Raw genomic sequence first — 23,749 nt, 5'->3', positions numbered from 1 at the left:
TCCCTGATCCGGGCAGAAGGATACGCCAGTGCCAACCACCGCCGATTGCGTTCTGTTTGTTGATGACGATGCCGATGTGCGTGAAGCCGCACAGCAAACGCTTGAACTTGCCGACATTCATGTCGAAGTCTTTGCCGATGCCGGATCCGCACTTGCCCGATTGCGCAAAGGCTGGCCCGGAGTGGTTGTTTCCGACATCCGCATGCCCAAGATGGATGGTCTGGAATTTCTGGGCGAAATCAAAAAGATCGATAATGACATGCCCGTCATCATGATCACCGGTCATGGCGATGTCGCGACCGCGGTCAAGGCGATGCAAAACGGCGCGTTCGATTTTATCGAAAAACCCTATTCCCCGGATCTGTTCATCGACATTACCAAACGTGCCATGGCCCACCGCAAGCTGATCCTGGAAAACAGGACGCTGCGTATCGAGTTGGCACGTCATACCAAAAATGCATCCGACTTTATCGGCCGCAATCCGGCGATGGAAAAGCTCCGCACCCTGATCGGCAATGTCGCCAGTACCAATGCCCATGTCCTGATCAATGGTGAAACCGGATCAGGCAAGGAAGTGATTGCGCGCAATCTGCATGAAATGTCGGGACGTCCCGGACCGTTTGTTGCGGTCAATTGCGGGGGCATGCCCGAAAACCTGATTGAATCGGAACTGTTCGGCCATGAAGCCGGGGCCTTTACCGGTGCGGACCATAAACGCATCGGCAAATTCGAATTTGCCGACAAGGGCACGATCTTCCTTGATGAAATAGAAAGCATGCCGCTTGCCCTTCAGATCAAGCTTTTGCGTGTCTTGCAGGAACGCGCCCTTGAACGGCTTGGCTCAAACCGGGTGCAGCCGATTGACCTGCGCGTTGTCGCCGCAACCAAGACCGACCTCAGAGAAGCATCTTCACGCGGCGAATTCCGCGAAGATCTTTATTACCGGCTTAATGTCGTGCAGCTCCATATTCCGCCACTGCGCGAACGCAAAGACGACATTCCGCTGTTGTTCGAACATTTCACCCGCGACGCCGCCAAACGGTTCGACCGTCCGGTCAAACTGGTCACCCCGGCTGAAATGGCACAATTCACCGCTTATGACTGGCCGGGCAATGTACGTGAATTGCGCAACGCCGCAGAACGGCGCGTTCTTGGCCTTGATCCGCTGGCGACCGGTAATGACATGGCCAGCCAGAACGGCATGACCCTGCCCCAACAGGTCGAAGCCTTTGAAAGAAGCCTGATTACCGAGGCCCTTCGCGAACATGGCGGCAATGTCACCGCCACGGTCAGCGCCCTTGGCGTACCGCGCAAAACCTTTTACGACAAGCTGACCAAATACGACATAACCCCCGCCGAATTCAGGCGCGCACGCAGCGCATCGGAATAATCCAAAGCCCGCCCTTCCGGCGGGCTTTTTCTTTGCCCTTTGCCCGCAAGACCAGCGCAGCCACAATGTGCGGACATCCACACATCAGACAAGATTTCATGTGTGAAATCGACAACAAAACAGCCGAATATGCTGCAGCGCAACAGCGACGAATACCGCACAAGTATATGATTTTAAGTCGTTATCCAGCATCCCTGAAAACTGGCCCGTACCTTGCTGATTACGGCACAGCGCCAAACGGCGTTTTAAAACGACGCCACAAAAGGCGCGCTTACGGGAAAACGCATAAGTTAGTAAAGGGAGACACTTTAATGCGTCCTATTACCAAGCATATCCTCGCAGCAGGCGTTGCCGCCGCAGCCCTGATGGGTGTTAATGCCGCTTCTGCACAGGAAGTCATCAAGTTCGCACACGTTGTCGCACCGAACACCCCGAAAGGTCAGGGTGCGGAATATTTCAAAAAGCGTGCGGAAGAAATCCTTGGCGACAAGGTAAAAATCGAAATTTACCCGAACTCCCAGCTGTTTGATGACGACAAGGTTCTGCCGGCCATCCTGCGTGGTGATGTTCAGTTCGGCGCACCGTCGCTTGCCAAATTCGGCAAATGGACCAAGAAACTTCAGGTCTTCGATCTGCCGTTCCTGTTCAAGGACATGGATGCTGTTTCGTGCTTCCAGGATGGCGAAAAAGGCCAGGAACTGCTGAATGCCATGTCTGGCAAAGGTCTGACCGGTGTCGGTTACTGGCACAATGGCCTGAAACAGCTTTCTGCGAACAAGCCGCTGCGCGTTCCCGAAGATGCCGCTGGCCAGAAATTCCGTATCCAGTCGTCTGACGTGATCGCAGCCCAGTTCGAAGCTGTTGATGCCGTTCCGCAGAAAATGGCGTTCTCGGAAACCTATTCCGCGCTTCAGACCGGCGTTGTTGATGGTCAGGAAAACACCTGGTCGAACATCTATTCGAAGAAATTCTTCGAAGTTCAGGATTACATCACTGAATCCAACCACGGTCTTCTCGACTATATGGTCGTGACCTCGACCAAATGGTGGGAAGGTCTGGATCCGGAAATTCGTGACGGCCTGACCCAGGCAATGAACGAAGCATCCGATTACGCAAACGGCCTGTCGGCTGAACTGACCGCAGAACAGCGTCAGGCAGTGATTGATTCGGGTGAAACCGAAATCCTTCAGCTGTCGGCAGACGATTTCGCAAAGTGGCAGACCGCAATGAAGCCGGTCTGGGATGAGTTCTCTGGCGATATCGGTCAGGACATCATCGACGCCGCTGCTGCGTGTAACTGATCCTTACTTTTTCCCAACATTATCGGAAAAGGGCCGTTTACGATGATCTCAACGGTCGTTAACCGGCTGGAGGAGGGCATTATTGCCCTCCTGCTTGCCTCCATGACTTCGCTGACCTTTGTTAACGTTGTCATGCGTTACGTCTTCAATTCCGGCCTGACCTGGGCCCTGGAAATTACCGAATTCCTGTTTGCCTGGCTGATCCTGTTTGGCATGTCATACGGGGTCAAGGTCGGCTCGCACATTGGTGTCGACGCGCTTGTGCGCCTGTTCCCGGACCGGGTTCAGCGCGTGATTGGCCTGTTCGTTGTTGCCACGGGCATCCTGTATTCAAGCTGGTTGATCATTGGTGGCTGGGAACTGGTCAGCTTCAACCACATGCTTGAAATGGAAGCCGAAGACAGCCCGATCATGCTGTGGTTCGTCTATCTGATCATGCCGGTTGGTGCTGCTTTGCTGGCGTTCCGTCTGGCACAGGTGGGCTGGCGCATCATTACCGGCAAACAGGTCGGCTTTAACCTGGCAGACGAAGCACGCGAAGCCATTGACCAGCTTAATCATGCTGGCAATGCCGCGGATGGCGACAAAACCGCCACACCGTCAAAGCCAAACGCATAAGCCGCGCGGGGGACATTTTTCATGACTATCGCATTTCTGTTTATCCTGCTGTTCGGCTTGATGGCACTGGGCGCACCGATCGCCATTTCGCTTGGTGTTTCTTCGCTTGCGACCATTCTGATGTTTGGCGAAGACAGCCTTGCCACGCTGGCCGAAAAGCTGTTTGGCGGGATGGAACATTACACCCTTCTTGCCATCCCCTACTTCATTCTGGCATCGGCATTCCTTTCGACCGGCGGGGTTGCCCGCCGTCTGATCCGGTTTGCCATTGATACCGTGGGCTGGTTCCCCGGTGGTCTGGCCATGGCATCGGTTCTGGCCTGCATGCTGTTTGCTGCTGTGTCGGGGTCAAGCCCGGCAACCGTGGTCGCCATCGGCTCGATTGTGATCGCCGGCATGGTGCGCGCAGGTTATCCGCAAAGTTTCGCCGCCGGTGTGATCTGTAACGCCGGGACGCTTGGCATCCTGATCCCGCCATCCATCGTTATGGTGGTCTATGCGGCCGCGACCGAAGTTTCGGTCGGGCGCATGTTCTTGGGCGGGGTCATTCCGGGCATCATGGTCGGCCTGATGCTGATGATTGCGATTTACATCGTTGCACGCATCAAGAAACTGCCAAGCCAGCCGCGTCCGTCACTTGCCGAATGGGGTGGTGCCCTGTTCTCGGCGTCTGGTGGGCTGTTGCTGGTGCTGCTGATTATGGGCGGCATTTATGGCGGGGTCTTCACCCCGACCGAGGCCGCGGCAGTTGCCGCCTTCTATGCCATGTTTGTCGCCGTACTGTTTTACCGTGATATGGGTCCGATCAAGGAAATGTCTTGGGTTCCGGAAAATGGCAATAAAAGCATTGGCAGCCTGATCGCCCACAACGTTCCGCAAATGGGCAAGGCACTGGCGTTGCTGCCATTTGACAAGGATGTGCGTCACGTTCTTCTGGATGCTGGCAAAGTCACCATCATGCTGATGTTCATCATCGCCAATGCGATGTTGTTTGCCCATGTCCTGACGTCTGAACGCATCCCGCACACCATTGCCGAAACCATCATCGGATGGGGACTTCCGGCATGGGGCTTCCTGATTGTGGTCAACATCGTCCTGTTGCTGGCCGGTAACTTCATGGAACCGAGCGCCATTCTTCTGATCATGGCACCGATCCTGTTCCCGATTGCCATGCAGCTGGGCATTGATCCGATCCATCTGGGCATCATCATGGTGGTCAATATGGAAATCGGCATGATCACGCCGCCGGTGGGTCTGAACCTGTTTGTGACATCCGGGATTACGGGCATGCCGTTGCTCAAGGTTGTCAAGGCAGCCCTGCCCTGGCTGATGATCCTGCTGGGCTTCCTTATCTTGATTACCTATGTCCCGGCGATATCGACCTGGCTTCCGACAACCCTTATGGGGCCGGAACGGATCATGACCCACTAGTCATCCCCGTTTCACGGCAACCGATCTTCCAAAGGGCGTCACCGAAAACCGGTGTCGCCCTTTTTGCATGCGCATGCATGGCTGCCATTCCACGCCTGACAAACTGTCGCGCTTGGAAAAAACAGCGATCTTGTGGATAATGATCTTTCTTCAATCGTTTCAGGTTGCTGTCCCTGATGGCGTGATCGACAATCGCGCAAGCCCGGACGCAAAGTTGCGCCGTTTATTTGCCTTTTCCTGTCCTGGTTCCGACCGTGACCCGCGTTCACATTTGTGCGCGGCCCTTTGCGCCCCACGCATTGGCAAATCAATGGCAACTTGCGCCGGCAATCAGGGATATGCGCCCTAAGCGCCCCTAATGAAACGGAATGCAGACATATGGCAAAGTCCATGCCCGATACCCGGCCCGATCCCAAACGTCTGGCCCTGCTTCTCGCAGCCCTGATTGCAACCGCGCCGTTTGCAATCGACACCTATTTGCCTGCGATCCCGGCCATGGCAGCCGATTTCGGTACCGCCACCCATGCGGTGGAAGTTTCAATCAGCACCTTTTTGATCGGCTTTGCACTGGGTCAGCTGATTGGCGGGCCGCTTTCCGATCGTGTCGGACGCAGACCGGTCGCCCTTGGCGGTCTTGTGATCTATATCGTGACCAGTGCGATCATTACCGGTGTCGACAGTGCGGCAACGCTGAATGTCATGCGGTTTGTTCAGGCGATTGGGGGTGGCTTTGCGCTTGTCGTGGTCGGGGCATCTGTCCGTGATCTTTACGAGGGCAAGGAAGCGGCAAAGATGTTTGCCCTGATTGCGGTGATCATGATGATCGCCCCGCTCGCCGCCCCGACGGTTGGTTCGGTGCTGCTGGTCTGGTTTAACTGGCAGGCGATCTTTGTTCTGTTGATTGTATATGGCAGCCTGATGCTGGGGGTTGTCTGGTTCAGAATGCCTGAAACCACCCGGTTCCGCCCGCATTATGCCGGCCCGACCCGGCGCGTCTGGTGGACCTATCTGGAAGTCTTGCGCACCCGGCGTGCCGTCGGTTTCATGCTGACCCATACCGGGGCAAGTGCGGTGATGTTCAGCTTTCTGACCGACAGCCCGTTCATGTATATCGATTTCTTTGGCGTCAGCCCGGCCCAGTTTCCCTACCTGTTTGGTGCCAATGTTCTGGTGATCGTTGTGTGCAACCGCTTGAACACGCCGTTGCTCAAACGTCTGGAACTCCATCAGATCCTTAAGATCGCAACCGCCATTCAGCTGGCAGCCGTCATCGGACTGTTTCTGGCGATCAATGTCTTTGAGCCAAGCCTTTATAGCGTCGTGCCGATGGTGATGATTTCGGTCGGGATGATCGGCCTGACCGCGCCCAGTGCGACCGCATCCTTCATGCAGTTTTTCCCCCATATTGGCGGGACCGCGACCGCATTGATGGGCACCATTCAGTTTGCAACCGGTGCCGTGGCGGGCATGGTGATTGGCCATTTCCACGACGGAACCCTGTTGCCGGTGACCTTGTCCATGCTGGGCTTCGGGATTTTTGCCAATGTGATGGTCCATTTCATCGCAGAGGCCCGACCATCGGAAATCACGGCGAATTTACATGAAACGCGCTCGACCGAAGCAGCGGGTTAAGACCTTTCCAAGGAGCACCATCAACCATGGCAAAGATGAATTTCAACGATTACGGGCGCTGCATGGCGACCTATAACAGTTGGCAGAATGCGGTTCTGTTTGATCTGTGCGAACAGATTGGCGACGAGGAACGCCGCCGTGATCGCAACATGTTTTTCACATCAATCCACAATACGCTGAACCATATTCTTTATATCGATCTGCGCATTCTCGACATCCTCAAGACCGGTCAGGCCGGCCCGTATGATGCACGCACCATTGTTGCCGATGATTTTGACGATCAGAAAGAACAGCGCATCCGGATTGATCGTGAAATCGGCGCCTTTGTCGATGCCAATGACCATGCCTGGCAGGACGGTATTCGCGAATTGCAGGGGCTGGACGGGATCAAGCGCAAACTGCCCCGTCAGCTTTTCCTGATGCAGCTGTTTAACCATCAAACCCATCACAGATCGCAAATCACCAGTGAATTGCACAAGATGGGCATTGATTACGGCATCACGGACGTTCCGTTAACGCCCGATCTGCCGCTGTAAAGCCGGGTCTATTTTCCGGTAAAGACAGCTTTGCGCTTTTCGAGGAAGGCGGTGTAGCCTTCCTTGAAGTCCGCACTGTCAAAGGCGCGATAGCCTTCGTCAAACTCGCGCGCATCAATAGCCCCGCCCTGACGCAGGCGATTGATCATTTTCTTGTGCAGGCGCTGGGTGATCGGCGCACCACCGGCGATACTACGGGCGGTTTTGTCGATCTCGGCATCAAAATCGGCAATCGGCACGTGACGGGCAACAAAGCCGATCTCGCGGGCGCGTTCGGCACCAAACACCTGTCCTTCAAGAAGAATTTCAAACAAGGCGGCCTCACCCAGAAGATCAAGCATGATCTCAAGCTCCGGATAGCCAAGTGTCGCGCCAAGCTTCATTGGCGGCACGGCAAATTTGGCGTTATCCGCCGCAATGCGCAGATCACAGGCCGATGCCAGGACAAACGATGCCCCCATGCACGGACCATCGATTGCCGCAATGACCGGATGAGTGCAATTCTGAATTGCTTGCAGGGCCTCGGCATGTAGCAACCCGTAATCACGGGCCTTTTCGAAACCTGCCCGTTCGCGGACAAATTCATGAATATCGGCCCCTGCGCCGAACCCGACCCCGTCGCCGCCGCGAATGACAATACAGCGCAGATCAAGATCGTCGGAAAGTTCCTGTGCGATATTGGCAAGCGTGCCCCACATCGGCTTTGTCAGCGCATTCTTGCGTTCAGGCTGACAAATGGTGACAGTCGCGATGCCATCTGCAATGGCAACATTCAATCCGGTCTGGTCGGTCATGACATTTCCTTTGGGGCTTGCTGTTTTGGCACAGCTTAAATCGGCATAACTATACCGAATAAACCGAAACAACCGATTTGCCAATATAAGACAACAACTTCATCGCAGTCGGGCATCAGGCGTGATGCTTGCCGGTCAGTTCGGTTTTTGCCGTGACCACGGGATCAAGCCGTTTGTTCAGCCAGGCGACCGCCTGATCAATATCGGCTTCATAATGTACCATTGGCGGCTTCATCCCGTGGACAAAAAGGTCACGCCGGATATCGTGTTTTGTCCCGCAAAAGACGATATTCCCGCCACGCCCGCGCACCTTCTGTACCAACCCGGCCAGCGTATTGGCTGCTGTTGAATCCAGAAATGGAACAGCGGAAAAATCGATCACAAGTGCCCGGCGCGTATCACCAATACGGTCCAGGACCGATCCGAACGCCGCCGTCGCACCAAAGAAAAATACCCCCGAAATACGAAAGACAACAATATCGGGATCGGCTGCCAAGGCGGTTCCATCCTGGGGCACTGAAACCTGACTGTCTGCGCGGTCTTCGGCAACAAATGGCGTGTCGCTTTCGACATCAGCGATATTGGACATCCGGCGGATAAACAAAACCGATCCCAGGGCAAATCCGACCACAATCGCTTCAAGCAGGTCGCGAAACACCGTCAGCAACAATGTCGTCAGCAAAACAGCCGCATCACCACGCGAAGACCGCAACAATGTGATGATCGCATGTCTTTCAATCATGTTCCAGGCAACCACCGCCAACACACCGGCAAGACATGCAAGCGGAATGAAGCTGGCCAGGGGTGCGGCAATCAGGATGAACAGCAACAGGAAAACCCCGTGCAAAATCCCGGCAACCGGTCCGTGTGCCTTCGAACGCACATTGGTTGCAGTCCGCGCAATCGTGCCGGTCACGCAGATGCCACCAAACAGGCCCGACGCAACATTGGCGACACCTTGTGCCACCAGTTCACAATTTGAACGATGCCGCCGCCCTGTCATCCCGTCCGCAACTACGGCCGAAAGCAAAGACTCAATCGCGCCCAGCAGCGCAAATGCAATGGCGTTGGGCAAAACGGCCTGTATTTTGGTTATCGAGATTTCCGGAAGCGACGGCACCGGCAATGAACCGGGAATGCCCCCAAAGACACTGCCGATCGTTGAAACCGGCAAATCAAGCATGGCGGTCGCCGTTGCCGCACAGGCCACCGCAATCAGCATCCCGGGCCAATGTGGCCGCAGATGTTTCAGACCGACAATTATCAGGATTGTAAGCCCCGACAGGACCACCGTGGTCAAATCCGTTCCGGGCAAGGCATTCCAGATGACCGGCAATTTTTCAAGAAGCGGTCCGGGCTCCGCCCCCGACAACTTCAATCCCAAAAGATCCTTGATCTGGCTTGCAAAGATAATGACAGCAATACCGGCGGTAAAACCGACCGTAACCGGATATGGAATGAACTTGATATAGGTGCCCAGACGCAGAAAACCGATCAGAACCAGCATCCCGCCAGCAAGGATTGTTGCCAGCAACAATCCATCCATTCCGTGTTGCTGAACCGTTGCCGCGACAAGCACGATGAAGGCCCCCGCAGGTCCGCCAATCTGAAAACGGCTTCCACCAAGAAGTGACACCAGAATACCGCCAATGATCGCGGTATAAAGCCCCTGGGCCGGGCTTGCCCCCGATGCGATGGCAATGGCCATCGACAAGGGCAAGGCCACGATTGCCACCGTCAATCCGGCAATCGCGTCGGCGCGCAACTGCGCAAGACCATAGCCTTCCCGTAAAACCGTGATGAGTTTCGGGGTGAAAAGCTCCACAAATCCCGGGCCGGTTGGGCGGCCCTTGTTTGGTGTTGCTGTCTTCATGGTGTCTGGCAACCTCGTGACAGTGATTGCACAAAACGGTTCCCCGTTCAGAAAACCGGGCAACCGCAATATTCGTCAATGGACTTTGGCCCTGAACAAGGGCGTCATTCTTAAACCGCGTTATCGTCGAGGGCAGGCTGTGACACGGGGTCCTTTAACCGAACGCCGCGCCCCGTGGCTGTGCTGGGTGCCTGTTCACCGATAAGTTCGATACCGGCACGATCAAGGGCCGTGACCACCTTTGACAATGTATCGACCACACCGCGAACGTTGCCCTGACTGGCTTCCATGCGCTGGATGGTAGGCACCGAGACCCCCGCCATTTCGGCAAGTGTTTTTTGATCAATCCCCAAAAGGGCACGCGCAGCCCGCATTTGTCCGGCTGTAATCATATCGGCACCTTTGTCTTCGTCGTCCTTGCACACGTCCCAAAGGACCCAATGCGCATAACTCCGATACTAAACCATAATATTGATGTTTAAAACATCAATATTGCTGCTTGTGATACCACATTATGCGCGGCATGCAGAAATCAGCACCGGTATAGACACAGGATCGGCCGGTACCACCGGTAAACCTGACCAAATGGTCAGCGGCTTTTCTTTGCGCTTTTTGGCAGAAAGCGTTAAGAGGTCGGCAAATATACGATCCGAGAAGGGTAAATTCGTCATGACCAACGCCAATCCGACCGCGCATTGCACATATGCCGCGAAAACCGTTGCCAAGATTTTGCTTGATATCGGAGCGGTGAATTTCCGCCCGGAAGAAGCCTATATCCTGACGTCCGGCTGGGCCAGCCCGGTCTATATCGATTGCCGCAAACTGATTTCATTCCCGCGTGCGCGCCGCAAGGTCATCGAACTTGCTGCCCGTCAGGTTTCTGATGCCGCCGGTTACGAGGCATTCGACGCGGTTGCCGGTGGTGAAACGGCTGGTATCCCCTATTCGGCGTGGCTGGCAGATGCCCTTGATCTTCCGATGCAGTATGTCCGCAAAAAACCCAAAGGTTTCGGGCGCAAGGCCCGCATCGAAGGGGATATTCACGAAGGTCAGCGTGTTCTTCTGGTCGAAGATCTGGCAACCGATGGCGCATCGAAAGTCAATTTCGTCAATGCGATCCGCGAAGCCGGTGCCGAGTGCAAACATGCCTTTGTCGTTTTCTTCTATGACATTTTCGAAGGCGCACTTGATGAACTGCGCAAAGACGACATCGAAATGCATTATCTGGCAACCTGGGCCGATGTTCTGGCCGTTGCCGAAGAAGGCGAATATTTCAGCAAGGAAGCCATCGAAGGTGTTCGTTCCTTCCTGAACGACCCGATCGGCTGGTCCAAGGCCAATGGCGGCAAGCACGACTAGGTCGTCCGAGCTTCCCGAATTCTTCAAAACGCCTGTCGGTTACCCGGCGGGCGTTTTGCTTTTTGCTTGATTGTCATCCCGCCTTTTCTGGACAGCGACATCAAGTCGGTTCAATATGTTCACAAGCAAAAGCAAAGTCATAGCACCAACTGTGACGGCCCCGGGACAACAGATGACGCGATGCGGGCAATCGCCCGACGGTCAAAGGAGCAACGCATGTCGACGCACAAGACGGCCAAATGCCTGACCATGATTGCAATGGGTCTTGCCTTGTCCGGGTGTTTGCTTGAGGCCAAGGAACCGGTCACTGTCACCAACGATTCCCAAACCCTTGTCACGCCATGGGGCGCACCATCCGGTGTATCCCGTGCCCCGGCGACGCCTTCGGGCATGGCGGTAAAACCGCCGGGCCAGGACAATCTGGTGATGATGGAAGACGCCAATCGCAAGGCACTTGACCAGATTCAGCAAAAACAGATCGACGAGGCACGCATAGCACTTGGCATCCTTGACCGCATGGCGCAACGCTGCGTTCAGGAAGGCGACAGTGCCGCCTGTGCAACGCTTCAGACCAATTGGGGCACCCTGTCCCAGCAGTTGCACAAAACTTTGTCGATGATGTCGGGCAACAATATGCAGATGCCCTCGCCCGGCCCGACCGGATCGTCTGCCATGCCTGCGATCGAGGACAGCGAACCCATGAAACCGGTTATGGACGCCCCGCCCGCCAACAACACCGCCCCTTCGATGGAAAAGGTCATCCCGATGACCCAGCCCGGCGTTGATGGTTGAAGATCTTTTATCCTCAATGACCTGCAATTTGAGATAGAACAAAGAAAACTTCCGATTACCCCGATATCTTGGTTGGCATGACGTTATGGCCTGTCGGGCTTGGCACCGTTCTGGTCTGCGCCACGTCTTTCACCCAACGGAGATCGCCCAATGTATCGGGATATTCTTGTTCATATCGACACCTCGCCAGCGTGCAAGGAACGTCTTTCGGTCGCATTGAAAATTGCAAAGGCACAAAACGCCCACCTTACGGGTCTGTTTCTTTTGCCCTATGCCGAAATTCCGCGCTTCATGGAAGTTCAGATCACCGAGGAAATCATCTCCCAGCAGCGCGCAGCCATGGCCGAAACCGCCAATGATGCGCGCAAGGAATTCGAAAACACCTGCAAGGAAGCCGGTATTGCCTTTAGCTGGCAGCAGACAGCCTGTGCGGCATCGGAAATTGCCGATACCGCTGCCATGTATGCCCGTCACCATGATTTGACGATCATGGGTCAGCATGATCCTGAAAGTTCAGATCCGTGTTCGGCATCGGACATGCCCGACAAGGTCATTCTGACATCGGGCGCACCGGTTCTGGTCGTACCCTATGTCGGGCGTTTCGATACGATCGGCGAACGTGTGATGGTGGCCTGGAAACCCTATCGCGAGGCCGTCCGTGCCGTGAATGACAGCATGCCGATCCTCGAAGGTGCGAAATCCGCGCTTATCCTGTGTGCCGACCCGAACAAGGGTGCACGCGATACCATGCCGGTACCCGGTGTGAATGTGACTGCGCGTCTTGAACGCCACGGCATCAAGGTGCGCCATGAAACCATGAATGCATCGGGTATCAGTGTTGGCGATCTGGTGCTGTCACGTGCGGCAGATGAAAGCATCGATCTGCTGATTTGCGGGGCCTATGGCCGCCCGCGCCTGCGTGAACTGATGATGGGTGGTGTGACCCAGCATCTTCTGCGCCACATGACGGTTCCGGTTCTGATGTCGCATTGATCCTCCATCATCACGTTTGACACAGAAACCACACAAAACCGGTCAGTCGATCTGACCGGTTTTGTCGTTTTGTGACCCGAACCGAACACGAACAGACCGGTCTGATCAGGAAAGAGTTGCGCCGCACACCGGTAAGCTTAAAGTGCGATGAACAGCTTTCGGGTTTCAGGGTCCCACATCAAGAATTAAGAGGTTCGAAATGACCATCGACGCCACCAACGTCAATCCGACCGTCCCGGGGAATTCGGATGCAAGCCGCGATGTCGCAAGCTATCTGCATCCCTATACCAATCTGGTCACGCATGAAAAAACCGGCCCGCATATCATTACCGGCGGCGACGGTATTTATGTCATCGATGACAGCGGTCGCAAGATCATCGAAGGCATGGCTGGCCTTTGGTGTGCGTCGCTCGGTTTCAGCGAAAAGCGCCTGGTCGAAGCCGCCACCAAGCAACTGAACACCCTGCCCTACTATCACACCTTTGCGTCCAAAAGCACCAACCCGGCGATTGATCTGGCCGAGAAGCTTCTGGAAATCGTCCCGGTGCCGATGTCCAAGGTCTTCTTTGCCAATAGTGGCTCGGAGGCAACGGATTCTGCGGTCAAGATGGTCTGGTACTATCACAACGCCATCGGCCAGCCCGAAAAGAAAAAGATCATCTCGCGCAAGAAAGGTTACCACGGTGTCACGGTTGCCGCGGCGTCGATGACCGGTCTTCCGGGCAACCACAAGCTGTTTGATCTTCCGATTGACCGGATTCTTCACACCGAAACGCCGCATTACTGGCGCGAAGCACAGCCCGGCGAAGAGGAAGAAGATTTCGCAACCCGCCTTGCCGAACAGCTCGAAGACCTTATTCAGGCCGAAGGCCCCGAAACCGTCGGTGCATTTATCGCCGAACCGATCATGGGGGCCGGTGGTGTCATCGTGCCGCCGCGCACCTATTTCGAAAAGATCCAGGACGTCCTGAAAAAATACGACATCCTGTTCATTGCCGATGAAGTGATCTGTGGCTTTGGCCGTACCGGTCGCATGTTCGCGACTGAAACCTTCAACCTCAAACCCGACATGATCACGGTCGCCAAACAGCTGTCATCGGCCTATCAGCCGATTTCGGCCCTGTTCATCAATGACAAGATTTATCAGGCGGTCAAAAAGGGTTCGAACGAGGTCGGAACATTCGGCCACGGATTTACCTATTCCGGTCATCCGGTGGCGGCAGCAGTCGCGCTTGAAACGCTCAGGATCTATGAAGAAGACAGCATCATCGAACATGTGCGCACCGTCATGTCGCCGTTCCAGAAACGGCTTAAAGACCTTAACAAGTTCGAACATGTTGGTGAAACCCGTGGGCGCGGCCTGATCGGAGCGTTTGAACTGGTTGCGGACAAATGCGCGAAAACGCCGTTTGAACCTTATGGCGCGGCGGGCAAGGCGGTTGCCGAGGCCTGCCTTGCACAGGGTGTGATCTTGCGTGCCTTGGGCGATACCGTTGCCTTCTGCCCGCCACTGATCATTACCGAACAGCAAGTCCACGAAATGTTTGACGCGGTCGAGGCCGGCCTGACTGCCTGGCACGCGTCCCGCTAAGCGGGTTCATCCCGCCAGAATGACATTCAAATCCCGCGCGACACGTATGGTTGCGCGGGATTTTTTGTTCCACGACTGCAAGTGACAATTTGGCGTCAGGGCGATAAATAGAAACCTATCAAGCACAATCGGACAATTGATCGATTTTATCTATATCTAAAATCAATATAATTGTGCGGCCAAATACGTTCAAATCCTTGCCAAATGAAGACAATAGGCCCAAATTGGGAACTGTATTGAGACGGGGCGCGTCCGCATTTGACGATACGGGACGCCTCTTGGGCAAGATCGACAAACGAGAGACGAAACACCTTCTCTGCTCGGACGGTTCCAAACAAAACTGGAATCGCTTTAATTTTTGACAAGGGTCAATGCCCGATCGGTTGCCATGTCCGATAAGGGAACAATCAAGCCCCGGTCAAAAGACGGATCGTCCGGATCCATGATCAGGTCGGGGCGCTGACAGAGCTTTGTGACCAGCCACCTTGGTCACACAGAGACAGGCGAAAGAACCAAAGATGAATTATAACAACTTCTTCAAAGACGCGTTGTCAGGCCTGAAAGCAGAAGGTCGCTATCGCGTGTTCGCCAACCTTGAACGTATTGTCGGCAAATTCCCCAAGGCCCTGTACCATCCGGGCAATGGTGACGCCCCGCGTGAAATTACTGTTTGGTGTTCCAACGATTACCTTGGCATGGGACAGCACCCCAAGGTGCTTGCCGCCATGCAGGATGCCATCACCGGCCAGGGCGGCGGTGCGGGCGGTACCCGAAACATTTCCGGCTCCAACCATCTTCATGTCGCGCTTGAGCAGGAGCTCGCCGATTTGCATGGCAAGGAAGCCGCACTTTTGATGACGTCGGGCTATGTTGCAAACTGGACGACGCTGTCGACACTTGGTTCCAAGCTGCCTGATTGCGTGATCATTTCGGATTCGCAAAACCACAATTCGATGATCGAAGGCATGCGCCATTCCAAGGCCGAACGCCGGATCTGGGAACATAACAATGTCGAAAATCTTGAAGCGATCCTGAAGGATATCGGCCCCGAACGCGCCAAGATCGTTGCCTTTGAATCGGTCTATTCGATGGATGGCGATATTGCCCCGATCGGGCAGATCCTTGATCTTTGTGAAAAATACAACGCCATTTCATATCTGGACGAAGTCCACGCGGTTGGCATGTATGGCCCGCGCGGCGGCGGTGTTGCCGAACGCGATGGCGTCATGGACCGTGTCGACATCATCCAGGGCACACTTGCCAAGGCCTTTGGCGTCATTGGCGGCTATATCGCGGCCAAACCCGAAATCGTTGATTTCGTGCGAAGCTTCGGCAACGGCTTTATCTTTACCAGCTCCCAGCCGCCAAGCATTGCGGCAGGTGCGCTTGCCTCTGTCCGTCATCTCAAGGAAAGCGATGCGGAACGCCAGGCCCAGAAAGAACGTGCAGAAACCCTGCGTCAGCGGATGCGTGCAGCCGGGCTTCCGGTCATGGACGCGCCAAGCCACATCGTGCCGCTGATGGTTGGCGATGCCGCCATGTGCAAGGAAGCCAGCGACCGCCTGTTGTTTGAACATGACATCTATGTTCAGCCGATCAATTACCCGACCGTGCCGCGCGGCACCGAGCGCCTGCGCTTTACCCCCGGCCCGCTTCATGATGACGAGCTGATTGATCATTTGATCGACTCGCTTCTGACGGTATGGGGACAGCTCGGTATCTCCAAGGCTGCCTGAGACTACCAGACAGACCAGATGACAAAGGCCGGTGGCATTTGCCCCGGCCTTTTTCGTGATCCGGTCAAAATGCAGGCCCGTACCGCTATGTGATTGATGTCCGACATTTGCTTTCGCACGCGTGCGTTCTATATTGAGGTCTGCATACGGGTTGCCCGTTTCGATACGGAAAATCCAACTTGCAATTAAGAACCGTTCGCGTTAACGTCGGGCCCGTTATCACACAGGGACCGCATCATGTATTCGGATAGAACCTTGCTTCCCAAAGAATGTCTGCGACTTTGCGCGCTTGGCACCCTTGCCCTTTCGGACAAACCGATCAGCTATGCCGATCTGGCCAATTCCGTGCGCCATTTCATGTCCCATATCATGGGGCCGTCGCTTGACATGATGGGAAGCTCGCTTCAGCTTCTGAAACTTGAAGGTCTGGTCAAGGAAGACACCGCGAACGGATCATTTTCCGACGCGCAACTGAGCCTGACGACAGCGGGTCATGAAAAATTCGTCGAACTGATGCAGGGCAACCTGCGCGATACATCAGGCGAACTTTCCCGTCTGATCATGGCGCTCAAAATGCGTTTTCTGCATCTTCTGGATGACGATATCCGTGCCGAGCAGATCGAGATTCTTCAGGATGTCTGCGAACTTGATCTTGACCGTGTTCTTGCCCTTCGCGAAGAGCATTCCAACGAGGCCGGAAATTTCACCGGCTGGCTTGAAATGGAAGTCAAACGACTTGAACAAAAGCGCGACTGGCTGAAAAGCCTGTTGGCCTGAGACATTTTCCCGTTATAGTCGTGACTGAAGACCAGCAGGAAGCCGGTCAAACGTCACAGGCAGGGACGGAAAATGTTGATACGTGAAGAAACCGAAAAAGACTTCGCGGCAATTAATGCGCTTTTGGCCAGTGCTTTTGAAACGGCCCCTCTTAGCCAACAAACCGAACATCTGATTGTTGATGCACTCAGAAAAAGCGGCAATCTGACACTTTCACTGATTGCCGAAGAAGACGACGAACTGGTCGGCTGCATCGCCTTTTCGCCGGTTCGCATCAACGGGGTACATTGCGATTGGTACGGCTTGGGACCGGTGGCCGTTACCCCGGACCGGCAAGGCATGGGAATCGGTTCCGAACTTGTCCAAAGCGGCATTCGTCATCTGCGTGCCAATGATGCGCGCGGCTGTGTGGTATTGGGGGAACCCAATTATTACAGCCGGTTTGGCTTTGCCCCCCTGCCCGGGTTGAAGCTTGACGGGGTGCCTGACGAATATTTCATGGCCCGGCCACTGATCAATGACGTCCCAACCGGCAATGTCGATTACGATCCGGCATTCGATATCAAACCATCTGCCTAGACACCGACGACAAGCACCAGGTCTTGCGCGCGCTGTTTGACACAGCCAACGCAGATGGGTCGTGCCTGGCCCGTTCAGACATTATGACATGATCTGAATGACTTGACCTTCCTCGCGCACCGTCATGTCAGCACCTAATAAAGGTGCTGACCGCCAGTGACAAAGATTTCGGTTCCCGTGACATAGCTGCTGTCATCGCCGACCAGATAATGTACTGCTGCGGCCACGTCTTCGGGGGTTCCCATGCGGTTCATCGGGATACGCGGCACCAGTGCCTCATATTCCGGGGAAATCATGTCGGTCTTGATTTCGCCCGGTGCCACCGCATTGACCCGCACGCCCAGTTCGGCAAATTCCACCGCCATTTCACGGGTCAGCCCGGACAGGGCGGCCTTTGACGTAGAATAGGCCGATCCGGCAAACGGATGCACATAATGCCCGGCGATCGAGGTGATGTTGCAAATCGCCCCCTTGCCACGGTGCAAAGCAGCGGCAAAACCGCGCGCCAGTGTCAGCGGCGTAAAGAAATTAAGCTCGAACACGTCGCGCCAGGCACCGATATCCCCGTTCAGGCAGCCCAAGCGTTCCTTATAGGGGGTCTTTGGTGACACCCCGGCATTATTGACCAGCGCATGCAGCGGATCATCGCCCAGAACTTCGTTGGCCTGTGCGATAAAGGATTCGACATCTTCGGGTTTGGAAAGGTCTGCCCGGATATGGATCCCCTGTGCCGGATCGCGCGGACAGCTTGGCGGCGGCGCTTCACGTGAACAGCAAATCACGCGCCAGCCACGCCGGGCAAAATATCCAACCGTGACATGACCGATGCCTCGGCTGGCACCTGTCAGGACAACTGTTTTCGGGGCGCTACTGGTCATTTATTCTGCTCACTTCGCGACTGGGGCATCTTCACCGGACCGGCCCTGATCGGGCCTGACGGGTGATTGCCTTCTTATAGCATTGCCACACCAAACCATTGAAGCAAAAGCCCGGAAAAGATCAATTTTTTAACAGCACATCGTGCATTTCGCCGCGTCACGCTGTTTGGCATGACATGCAATAGCCGTTATGATCGGGCCACGGCATCGGTGAAAAGATATGTGCAGTCGATTTGATCTTAATAGCGACATTCGGGCTTTTCAGGTTCAGCTTGGGCTGAATATGGAAGATATCCGGCGTATGGCAATGCAGGATCAAAACCGCACGGCCAATGGCAATGATGAGGTCGGAGATGACGTTTCAGATGATCTTGATGCCGCGTTTGAAGGGCTGACGGGTACACGCCGCCCGACAGACCCGATTGCCGTCATCCTGCCCGGCCAAAAAGTTGCGATACGGTCCTGGGGATTGACCGTGCCCGGCCTGAACAGTCCGATGATCAATGCGCGGGCCGAAACCCTTCGGGAAAAGCCGACCTTTCGCCCGCTGCTTGGACGGCGCTGTCTGATCCCGGCAACGGGCTGGTATGAATGGCGCAAGAATGGCACGGCCAAACACAAAAACCGGATCACCCTGCCCGATCATCAGCCGTTTCTGTTCGCAGGACTCGAAAATGGACGCGAAGCCACCATCATTACCTGCGCACCGTCACCCGCCATTGCCCATATTCATAACCGAATGCCCGCGATTATCGGCCCCAATCATATCGCACCGTGGCTGGACCCGATGATCGGTTTTGAAGATCTTGGTCACATGCTGGGCCCGTTGCCCGACCACATACTGGCCTGGCACGAAGAAACTCCGGGACCCCAAACATCCGGCCCGGATCGCAATCAGATTGATTTGTTTTCGAAATAGGATCACCCGCAAACGGGTTCGACCAGCACTTACATCCCGGCAGGATTAGTCGAGATCAACATCATTTGCCGCACAGGGCACTGCACCGCATCCACACATATCCTGTGCCAGACCGGCCTTGCCCGCAACAACGGCGCCAAGATCGGGAAGGCCGACCTTCGGGTTGTTGAGTTCATGTGCCAGATCCTCGGACATGGCTGCGAAATCAATGACATCGCGCAATGATAACATGGGAATTCCCCTGCCAGACGTTTCTCTTCCTCAATGCGAAACGCCTCGTTTATCGGGGTTTCGTCTTTGTAAGATTTCCGTAACCCTGTCGCGAATTGTTCGCGAGTGCAACAAAAAAAGGCGCATCAAGATGCGCCTTTCTTCCTTCTCGAACGCGAAACTGCCGGTTAGCGCCGCGAAATCATATGGTTAAGATGACCGTTGCGTCAGTGCATAATCCAAAGCGGCAAGGTGCATTTCGCCAGCATATCCTGGGTTACACCGCCAAGGATCATCTCCTTGAAGCGCGAATGGCTGTAAGCGCCCAGAACAATCGTATCCGCACCGCATTTTTCCGCCTCGGAAATCAAGGCATTAGCCACATTTGACGTTTCGGTATTGTCAACGACCCTGGCTTCGACTCCGTGCCAGCGGAACTGCTCGGCCAATGCTTTGCCACAGGCCCGGCCATACGGGACATCACCGATACTGACGATTGTCACTTCCTTGGCACTGCGCAAAAGCGGCATGGCCGAGGTCACGGCACGTGCGGCTTCGACCCCGCCATTCCAGGCGATCATGACTTTTTCGCCGACCGTTGCCGGGGCTGTTTCCGGCGCGACCAAGATCGGACGCCCGGTTTCCATCAGCGCGGCATCAAAGGTCAGCGACGCCGATGCTTCCTTGGGATCCCGACCGATCACCACAAGATCAAACAACCGCCCGCGGCGGGCAACGGTTTCGTCTTCGCGGCCGCTATCCTTGCGCCAGGCGCAGGTCGGCTTGGTTTCCCGGGATGGTGTATCGGATGTTTCGACACCCGATGCCTTAACAGCGGCCTCAAACGACGCCTTGCCGCTGACTTCGCGTTTTTCGGTTTCGTTTTCAGCAGCACGGATCATTTCTTCGATGATCAGACCCGACATGCCTTCGCCAACGATCGGGATGGCGTCCTGCGGTTCGGCGGCAACGAACAGCGCCTCAAGATGGGCGTCAAATCGCTTGGCCATCCGAAAGGCCGTTTCCATCACCCGTTCATCAATGGCAGTCCCTGCCACCGGTGCCAGAATTGTTCGTATTGCCATAGTACACACTCCCGCCAGTCAGTTTGATAACCGAGCGACCCGAAAGCCGAGCCCGGCCTTTTTCAGGTCTGTGTCAAGTTTGCAGCTTTTGGCCGCCCATTTCTTTGTTTAAGATCAAACTTCGGTCTATGTGATTGCCATTGTTACACATATCAAAGGCCCGATCCCGTTTTTCATTAAGCCTAACACATAAAATGATTGTATCATCTATGGTTGTGATTACGATGGCGGTTTCAATATCGAACCAAAAATTTCGTCCTTTAAAAATCGCAAAAGCACAACATCGGACGAACACACACACAGAACTTTGAATGGGTCATCTGGCGAATGGATTATGAAGCACTCCAGGAGAATGTCCGCGAAGCAGCGGAATTTCTCAAAACCCTTGGCAATGAGTGGCGCCTGATGATCCTGTGCTCACTCGGGGATCAGGAAAAGTCGGTCGGCACGCTGGAAAACGAACTGGGCATCAAACAATCCGCCCTGTCACAGCATCTGGCTCGTTTGCGCCGCGAAGGACTGGTGAAAACCCGTCGCGAAGCCCAAACGATCTATTATTCGCTGGCCAATCCCGACATCATGAAGGTGATCGTGATTTTGCAGGAAATCTTCTGCCCGCCCGAAGACAAAGCCTGACCAGACGGGACGCACAAGCTTGCCAAAGAAAAACGCACAAAGTCATCTGACCTTGTGCGTTTTGTTTTATCCGTTACAGCCCGGCTGGCTTATGGGAACAGCTTGTCGATGTCCCAGCCCGTATCGTTGGCATCACGGGTATAAAGTTTGCGATCATGCAGACGGAATTTTCCTTCGGACCAGAATTCAATTCGATCCGGGACAAGACGGAAACCGCCCCAGTGATCCGGGCGCGGCACTTTGCCAAGACCGAATTTGGCGGTGAATTCCGCCACCCGTTTTTCCAGATCAAAGCGGCCACTCATCGGGCGCGACTGGATCGATGCCCAGGCGCCAAGCTGACTGCCGCGAGGGCGGGATGCGAAATATTCATCCGATTCAGCGCCATCAACCTTCGATACCTTGCCCTCGATGCGGACGCATTTTTCAAGCGTCTTCCAGTGGAAACACAGCGCGGCATAGCTGTTTTCGGCAAGCTGGCTGCCCTTGCGGCTTTCATAGTTGGTATAGAAAACGAACCCGCGCGGATCAAACCCCTTAAGCAGGACAATCCGTGCTGATGGCCGCCCCTGTGCATCGGCAGTCGCCAGCGTCATGGCATCCGGATAGGCCTTTTCCGCAGATTTGGCCTCGTCAAACCATGACTGAAACTGTTCAAAGGGCGCTTCATGGGGTTCGTGCCCAAATTTTGGCGTATTTTTTTCGTCCATTGGGAAAAGAATTCCTTCGGCTGAGTGAATTAGTTGCCTTTCTGCGCAACTAATTCGGAACATCGGTGGCAGACGCATCGTTTGATTAACATATATACGCAAAGCATATCGGTTGGGACCGTAAAGACAAGATGGGCAAAACAAACATGAAATTCCGTCATATCGTAATTCCGGTCATCATGACCGCCTTTATCGCTGGCTGTGCCCAGGACCAGGGTCAGAAGCAGACCGCTGGCACCCTTCTTGGGGCTGTTGGCGGTGCGGTTGCCGGATCGCAGTTTGGTAAAGGCAAAGGCCAGCTGGTCGGTGTCGCACTTGGTACGCTTGCCGGTGCCTTCATCGGTAGCGAGGTCGGCCGTTCGCTTGATAACGCGGACCGGGCCATCATGGCGCAAAGCACGCAGCGGACGCTTGAAGCGACCCCGACAGGCCAGACTTCCACCTGGCAGAACCCCGATACCGGTGTTCAGGGCACGGTCACCCCGACCCGCACCTATCAGGAACCCAAAACCCAGGAATATTGCCGCGAATATCAACAGACTGTCATGATCGGCGGCCAGGAAGAAACCGCCTATGGCACGGCTTGCCGCAAACCCGATGGCAGCTGGCAGGTTGTGAACTGATCAATATCTGGCCGTCTGGCCAAAACACCGAACAAGGCGGCGCAATCAGTCTGATTGGCGTCGCCTTTTCGCATTCCGACATCTTAAAAGACACATGCAAACAGGACTTGCTGATCGCGAATAAGGTTCATATTTCACCGATCATGATCTAATAATGAACCAACGTGCTTTTTGTTTTTACAACCGGTCTGGACATGCAAGATCCCTACAAGACGCTTGGCGTTTCAAAAAACGCCAGTCAGGAAGAAATCAAGAAAGCCTATCGCAAGCTGGCGCGCGAACTCCATCCCGATGTAAATCCCGGCGACGCTAAAATCGAGGAACGCTTCAAAAAGGTATCAAGCGCCTATCACCTTTTGGGTGACGCCGAACGCCGCAAGAAGTTCGACAATGGCGAAATCGATGCCGAAGGCCGCGAAACAAGCCCGTTCGCACGTGGCGGCGGACGTTCCGGCGGCTTTGGCGGCGGCAATGGTGATCCGTTCGGCTTTTCCGGAGCCAATGCCGAGGATATCTTTGACGAGATATTCGGCAAGGGACGCGGTCGCGGTGGTGGCGGTTTCGGCGGCTTTGGCGGGGAACGCAAACCCCAGAAAGTCAAAGGCCCGAATATTTCCTATGAGCTGAGCCTTGATTTTGCCGAAGCCATTCTGGGAACGACCAAACGCATCAATCTTGCCAGTGGCAAAAGTCTTGAAGTCCGCATCCCGCCCGGAAGCGAGGATGAACAGACCTTGCGCCTCAAGGGGCAGGGCATGGCCGGCATGAATGGCGGCGAACCGGGTGATGCATTGATCAAACTGCATGTCCATCCGGACAAGACATTCCGTCGCGAAGGCAATGACATTCATTGTGATCTGGCAATCAGCCTGTCCGAAGCCATTCTTGGCGGCTCGATCGAAGTGCCGATCATTGACGGCAAGGTCAATATGAAGCTTCCCGCCAACGCCAATAGCGGCACCAAATTGCGGTTGCGCGGCAAGGGTGCGCCCTATGACCGTGGTAACAAGCGCGGTGATCAATATGTGCATCTGACGGTGAAGCTTCCCGATGAACGTGATGATGAACTGATCGATTTCATCCGGGAATGGTCAGAAAAGCATCCCTACAAGACGCGCTGAACATCATTTCAAAAGCCGGCATTTGCCGGCTTTTTTCTTGTTCCTGACCAACCGCCGGCCCTGGACCGCAATCATCTGACTGTAAATATGGTTTCGTGTTACCATATGGAATCAAAGGATTTTGGATCCCCATTCAGTTGGCAAAAGACCAAACAGCAATCAGGG

The 23,749-nt window shown here is 54.9% G+C and carries 24 protein-coding genes; 17 read left to right on the top strand and 7 right to left on the bottom strand.

Annotated features, from left to right (window positions below):
- The first annotated feature begins 28 nt into the window (after positions 1–28).
- From M9H61_RS01540 to M9H61_RS01515, 6 genes are all read left to right on the top strand, one after another.
- The gene (locus M9H61_RS01540) at positions 29–1,390 is read left to right on the top strand and encodes a sigma-54 dependent transcriptional regulator (protein WP_068518160.1); all 1,362 of its coding nucleotides are present in this window, start codon (positions 29–31) and stop codon (positions 1,388–1,390) included.
- A 311-nt stretch (positions 1,391–1,701) separates the two neighbouring features.
- Positions 1,702–2,691: a TRAP transporter substrate-binding protein gene (locus tag M9H61_RS01535; RefSeq protein WP_068518161.1), complete on the top strand. Its 990-nt coding sequence runs from the start codon at positions 1,702–1,704 to the stop codon at positions 2,689–2,691.
- A 42-nt stretch (positions 2,692–2,733) separates the two neighbouring features.
- Positions 2,734–3,309, top strand: a complete 576-nt coding sequence (locus M9H61_RS01530) for a TRAP transporter small permease (RefSeq protein WP_250282983.1) — start codon at positions 2,734–2,736, stop codon at positions 3,307–3,309.
- A gap of 21 nt (positions 3,310–3,330) precedes the next feature.
- Positions 3,331–4,740: a TRAP transporter large permease gene (locus M9H61_RS01525; RefSeq protein WP_250282981.1), complete on the top strand. Its 1,410-nt coding sequence runs from the start codon at positions 3,331–3,333 to the stop codon at positions 4,738–4,740.
- 378 nt (positions 4,741–5,118) lie between these two features.
- The gene (locus M9H61_RS01520) at positions 5,119–6,372 is read left to right on the top strand and encodes a multidrug effflux MFS transporter (protein WP_114112634.1); all 1,254 of its coding nucleotides are present in this window, start codon (positions 5,119–5,121) and stop codon (positions 6,370–6,372) included.
- A gap of 26 nt (positions 6,373–6,398) precedes the next feature.
- Positions 6,399–6,908, top strand: a complete 510-nt coding sequence (locus M9H61_RS01515) for a DinB family protein (RefSeq protein ID WP_250282979.1) — start codon at positions 6,399–6,401, stop codon at positions 6,906–6,908.
- 8 nt (positions 6,909–6,916) lie between these two features.
- Here M9H61_RS01515 and M9H61_RS01510 read toward each other — a convergent pair whose 3' ends face one another.
- The 3 genes from M9H61_RS01510 to M9H61_RS01500 all read right to left on the bottom strand — a co-directional run bounded on the left by M9H61_RS01510 (position 6,917) and on the right by M9H61_RS01500 (position 10,000).
- On the bottom strand, positions 6,917–7,702 hold the full coding sequence (locus tag M9H61_RS01510; RefSeq protein ID WP_250282976.1) for an enoyl-CoA hydratase/isomerase family protein: 786 nt from the start codon (positions 7,700–7,702) through the stop codon (positions 6,917–6,919).
- Between the two features lie 115 nt (positions 7,703–7,817).
- Positions 7,818–9,575, bottom strand: a complete 1,758-nt coding sequence (locus M9H61_RS01505; RefSeq protein WP_250282974.1) for a SulP family inorganic anion transporter — start codon at positions 9,573–9,575, stop codon at positions 7,818–7,820.
- Between the two features lie 110 nt (positions 9,576–9,685).
- On the bottom strand, positions 9,686–10,000 hold the full coding sequence (locus M9H61_RS01500; protein ID WP_371922199.1) for a helix-turn-helix domain-containing protein: 315 nt from the start codon (positions 9,998–10,000) through the stop codon (positions 9,686–9,688).
- Positions 10,001–10,244: 244 nt separating this feature from the next.
- Between M9H61_RS01500 and M9H61_RS01495 the strand changes: the two genes are divergently transcribed.
- The 7 genes from M9H61_RS01495 to M9H61_RS01465 all read left to right on the top strand — a co-directional run bounded on the left by M9H61_RS01495 (position 10,245) and on the right by M9H61_RS01465 (position 17,402).
- Positions 10,245–10,934, top strand: coding sequence for an orotate phosphoribosyltransferase (locus tag M9H61_RS01495; RefSeq protein WP_101248029.1), 690 nt, complete (start codon positions 10,245–10,247; stop codon positions 10,932–10,934).
- Positions 10,935–11,150: 216 nt separating this feature from the next.
- Entirely contained in the window at positions 11,151–11,726 is a 576-nt protein-coding gene (locus M9H61_RS01490; RefSeq protein ID WP_250282972.1) for a hypothetical protein, read from the top strand.
- A gap of 150 nt (positions 11,727–11,876) precedes the next feature.
- Complete coding sequence (locus M9H61_RS01485) at positions 11,877–12,719, top strand: universal stress protein (protein WP_068518171.1); 843 nt, start codon at positions 11,877–11,879, stop codon at positions 12,717–12,719.
- Between the two features lie 199 nt (positions 12,720–12,918).
- Positions 12,919–14,310: an aspartate aminotransferase family protein gene (locus M9H61_RS01480; RefSeq protein ID WP_250282970.1), complete on the top strand. Its 1,392-nt coding sequence runs from the start codon at positions 12,919–12,921 to the stop codon at positions 14,308–14,310.
- A 518-nt stretch (positions 14,311–14,828) separates the two neighbouring features.
- Positions 14,829–16,046, top strand: a complete 1,218-nt coding sequence (hemA, locus tag M9H61_RS01475; RefSeq protein WP_068518173.1) for a 5-aminolevulinate synthase — start codon at positions 14,829–14,831, stop codon at positions 16,044–16,046.
- A gap of 237 nt (positions 16,047–16,283) precedes the next feature.
- Entirely contained in the window at positions 16,284–16,823 is a 540-nt protein-coding gene (locus M9H61_RS01470) for a hypothetical protein (RefSeq protein WP_228195861.1), read from the top strand.
- A 72-nt stretch (positions 16,824–16,895) separates the two neighbouring features.
- The gene (locus tag M9H61_RS01465) at positions 16,896–17,402 is read left to right on the top strand and encodes a GNAT family N-acetyltransferase (RefSeq protein ID WP_250282968.1); all 507 of its coding nucleotides are present in this window, start codon (positions 16,896–16,898) and stop codon (positions 17,400–17,402) included.
- 134 nt (positions 17,403–17,536) lie between these two features.
- Here M9H61_RS01465 and M9H61_RS01460 read toward each other — a convergent pair whose 3' ends face one another.
- Complete coding sequence (locus M9H61_RS01460) at positions 17,537–18,280, bottom strand: SDR family NAD(P)-dependent oxidoreductase (RefSeq protein ID WP_068518176.1); 744 nt, start codon at positions 18,278–18,280, stop codon at positions 17,537–17,539.
- Positions 18,281–18,500: 220 nt separating this feature from the next.
- On the opposite strand from M9H61_RS01460, the gene M9H61_RS01455 reads away from it, so the two are divergent.
- Entirely contained in the window at positions 18,501–19,199 is a 699-nt protein-coding gene (locus M9H61_RS01455) for an SOS response-associated peptidase (protein WP_250282966.1), read from the top strand.
- Between the two features lie 45 nt (positions 19,200–19,244).
- Here M9H61_RS01455 and M9H61_RS01450 read toward each other — a convergent pair whose 3' ends face one another.
- Both M9H61_RS01450 and M9H61_RS01445 read right to left on the bottom strand, forming a co-directional pair.
- Complete coding sequence (locus tag M9H61_RS01450) at positions 19,245–19,430, bottom strand: hypothetical protein (RefSeq protein ID WP_250282964.1); 186 nt, start codon at positions 19,428–19,430, stop codon at positions 19,245–19,247.
- Between the two features lie 206 nt (positions 19,431–19,636).
- Positions 19,637–20,494 (bottom strand): universal stress protein, encoded by an 858-nt coding sequence (locus M9H61_RS01445; protein WP_101248020.1) that lies wholly within the window; start codon positions 20,492–20,494, stop codon positions 19,637–19,639.
- Positions 20,495–20,821: 327 nt separating this feature from the next.
- On the opposite strand from M9H61_RS01445, the gene M9H61_RS01440 reads away from it, so the two are divergent.
- Complete coding sequence (locus M9H61_RS01440; protein WP_068518179.1) at positions 20,822–21,130, top strand: helix-turn-helix transcriptional regulator; 309 nt, start codon at positions 20,822–20,824, stop codon at positions 21,128–21,130.
- An 89-nt stretch (positions 21,131–21,219) separates the two neighbouring features.
- Here M9H61_RS01440 and pdxH read toward each other — a convergent pair whose 3' ends face one another.
- A complete protein-coding gene (gene pdxH, locus M9H61_RS01435) occupies positions 21,220–21,840 on the bottom strand; it encodes a pyridoxamine 5'-phosphate oxidase (RefSeq protein ID WP_250282961.1) in 621 nt (206 codons plus the stop codon).
- A 146-nt stretch (positions 21,841–21,986) separates the two neighbouring features.
- Here pdxH and M9H61_RS01430 point away from each other — a divergent pair, with 146 nt between their 5' ends.
- Together M9H61_RS01430 and M9H61_RS01425 are read left to right on the top strand one after the other, a co-directional pair.
- The gene (locus M9H61_RS01430; RefSeq protein ID WP_250282959.1) at positions 21,987–22,463 is read left to right on the top strand and encodes an RT0821/Lpp0805 family surface protein; all 477 of its coding nucleotides are present in this window, start codon (positions 21,987–21,989) and stop codon (positions 22,461–22,463) included.
- A gap of 194 nt (positions 22,464–22,657) precedes the next feature.
- Positions 22,658–23,584 (top strand): DnaJ C-terminal domain-containing protein, encoded by a 927-nt coding sequence (locus M9H61_RS01425; RefSeq protein WP_114112725.1) that lies wholly within the window; start codon positions 22,658–22,660, stop codon positions 23,582–23,584.
- Positions 23,585–23,749: the final 165 nt, after the last annotated feature.

Source organism: Thalassospira sp. GO-4 (genome assembly GCF_023588965.1).
Lineage (GTDB): Bacteria > Pseudomonadota > Alphaproteobacteria > Rhodospirillales > Thalassospiraceae > Thalassospira > Thalassospira povalilytica.
The sequence above is the reverse complement of the archived record's forward strand: the minus strand, read 5'-3'. Positions and strand labels throughout refer to the sequence as shown.

What these genes read in the sequence shown, in the direction of transcription:
- M9H61_RS01445 (WP_101248020.1), bottom strand. Translation starts at nt 20,494, where the DNA reads ATGGCAATACGAACAATTCTGGCACCGGTGGCAGGGACTGCCATTGAT.
- pdxH (WP_250282961.1), bottom strand. Translation starts at nt 21,840, where the DNA reads ATGGACGAAAAAAATACGCCAAAATTTGGGCACGAACCCCATGAAGCG.
- M9H61_RS01440 (WP_068518179.1), top strand. Translation starts at nt 20,822, where the DNA reads ATGGATTATGAAGCACTCCAGGAGAATGTCCGCGAAGCAGCGGAATTT.
- hemA (WP_068518173.1), top strand. Translation starts at nt 14,829, where the DNA reads ATGAATTATAACAACTTCTTCAAAGACGCGTTGTCAGGCCTGAAAGCA.
- M9H61_RS01450 (WP_250282964.1), bottom strand. Translation starts at nt 19,430, where the DNA reads ATGTTATCATTGCGCGATGTCATTGATTTCGCAGCCATGTCCGAGGAT.
- M9H61_RS01530 (WP_250282983.1), top strand. Translation starts at nt 2,734, where the DNA reads ATGATCTCAACGGTCGTTAACCGGCTGGAGGAGGGCATTATTGCCCTC.
- M9H61_RS01525 (WP_250282981.1), top strand. Translation starts at nt 3,331, where the DNA reads ATGACTATCGCATTTCTGTTTATCCTGCTGTTCGGCTTGATGGCACTG.
- M9H61_RS01455 (WP_250282966.1), top strand. Translation starts at nt 18,501, where the DNA reads ATGTGCAGTCGATTTGATCTTAATAGCGACATTCGGGCTTTTCAGGTT.
- M9H61_RS01505 (WP_250282974.1), bottom strand. Translation starts at nt 9,575, where the DNA reads ATGAAGACAGCAACACCAAACAAGGGCCGCCCAACCGGCCCGGGATTT.
- M9H61_RS01430 (WP_250282959.1), top strand. Translation starts at nt 21,987, where the DNA reads ATGAAATTCCGTCATATCGTAATTCCGGTCATCATGACCGCCTTTATC.
- M9H61_RS01460 (WP_068518176.1), bottom strand. Translation starts at nt 18,280, where the DNA reads ATGACCAGTAGCGCCCCGAAAACAGTTGTCCTGACAGGTGCCAGCCGA.
- M9H61_RS01515 (WP_250282979.1), top strand. Translation starts at nt 6,399, where the DNA reads ATGGCAAAGATGAATTTCAACGATTACGGGCGCTGCATGGCGACCTAT.
- M9H61_RS01535 (WP_068518161.1), top strand. Translation starts at nt 1,702, where the DNA reads ATGCGTCCTATTACCAAGCATATCCTCGCAGCAGGCGTTGCCGCCGCA.
- M9H61_RS01480 (WP_250282970.1), top strand. Translation starts at nt 12,919, where the DNA reads ATGACCATCGACGCCACCAACGTCAATCCGACCGTCCCGGGGAATTCG.
- M9H61_RS01425 (WP_114112725.1), top strand. Translation starts at nt 22,658, where the DNA reads ATGCAAGATCCCTACAAGACGCTTGGCGTTTCAAAAAACGCCAGTCAG.
- M9H61_RS01520 (WP_114112634.1), top strand. Translation starts at nt 5,119, where the DNA reads ATGGCAAAGTCCATGCCCGATACCCGGCCCGATCCCAAACGTCTGGCC.
- M9H61_RS01485 (WP_068518171.1), top strand. Translation starts at nt 11,877, where the DNA reads ATGTATCGGGATATTCTTGTTCATATCGACACCTCGCCAGCGTGCAAG.
- M9H61_RS01465 (WP_250282968.1), top strand. Translation starts at nt 16,896, where the DNA reads ATGTTGATACGTGAAGAAACCGAAAAAGACTTCGCGGCAATTAATGCG.
- M9H61_RS01495 (WP_101248029.1), top strand. Translation starts at nt 10,245, where the DNA reads ATGACCAACGCCAATCCGACCGCGCATTGCACATATGCCGCGAAAACC.
- M9H61_RS01510 (WP_250282976.1), bottom strand. Translation starts at nt 7,702, where the DNA reads ATGACCGACCAGACCGGATTGAATGTTGCCATTGCAGATGGCATCGCG.
- M9H61_RS01470 (WP_228195861.1), top strand. Translation starts at nt 16,284, where the DNA reads ATGTATTCGGATAGAACCTTGCTTCCCAAAGAATGTCTGCGACTTTGC.
- M9H61_RS01490 (WP_250282972.1), top strand. Translation starts at nt 11,151, where the DNA reads ATGTCGACGCACAAGACGGCCAAATGCCTGACCATGATTGCAATGGGT.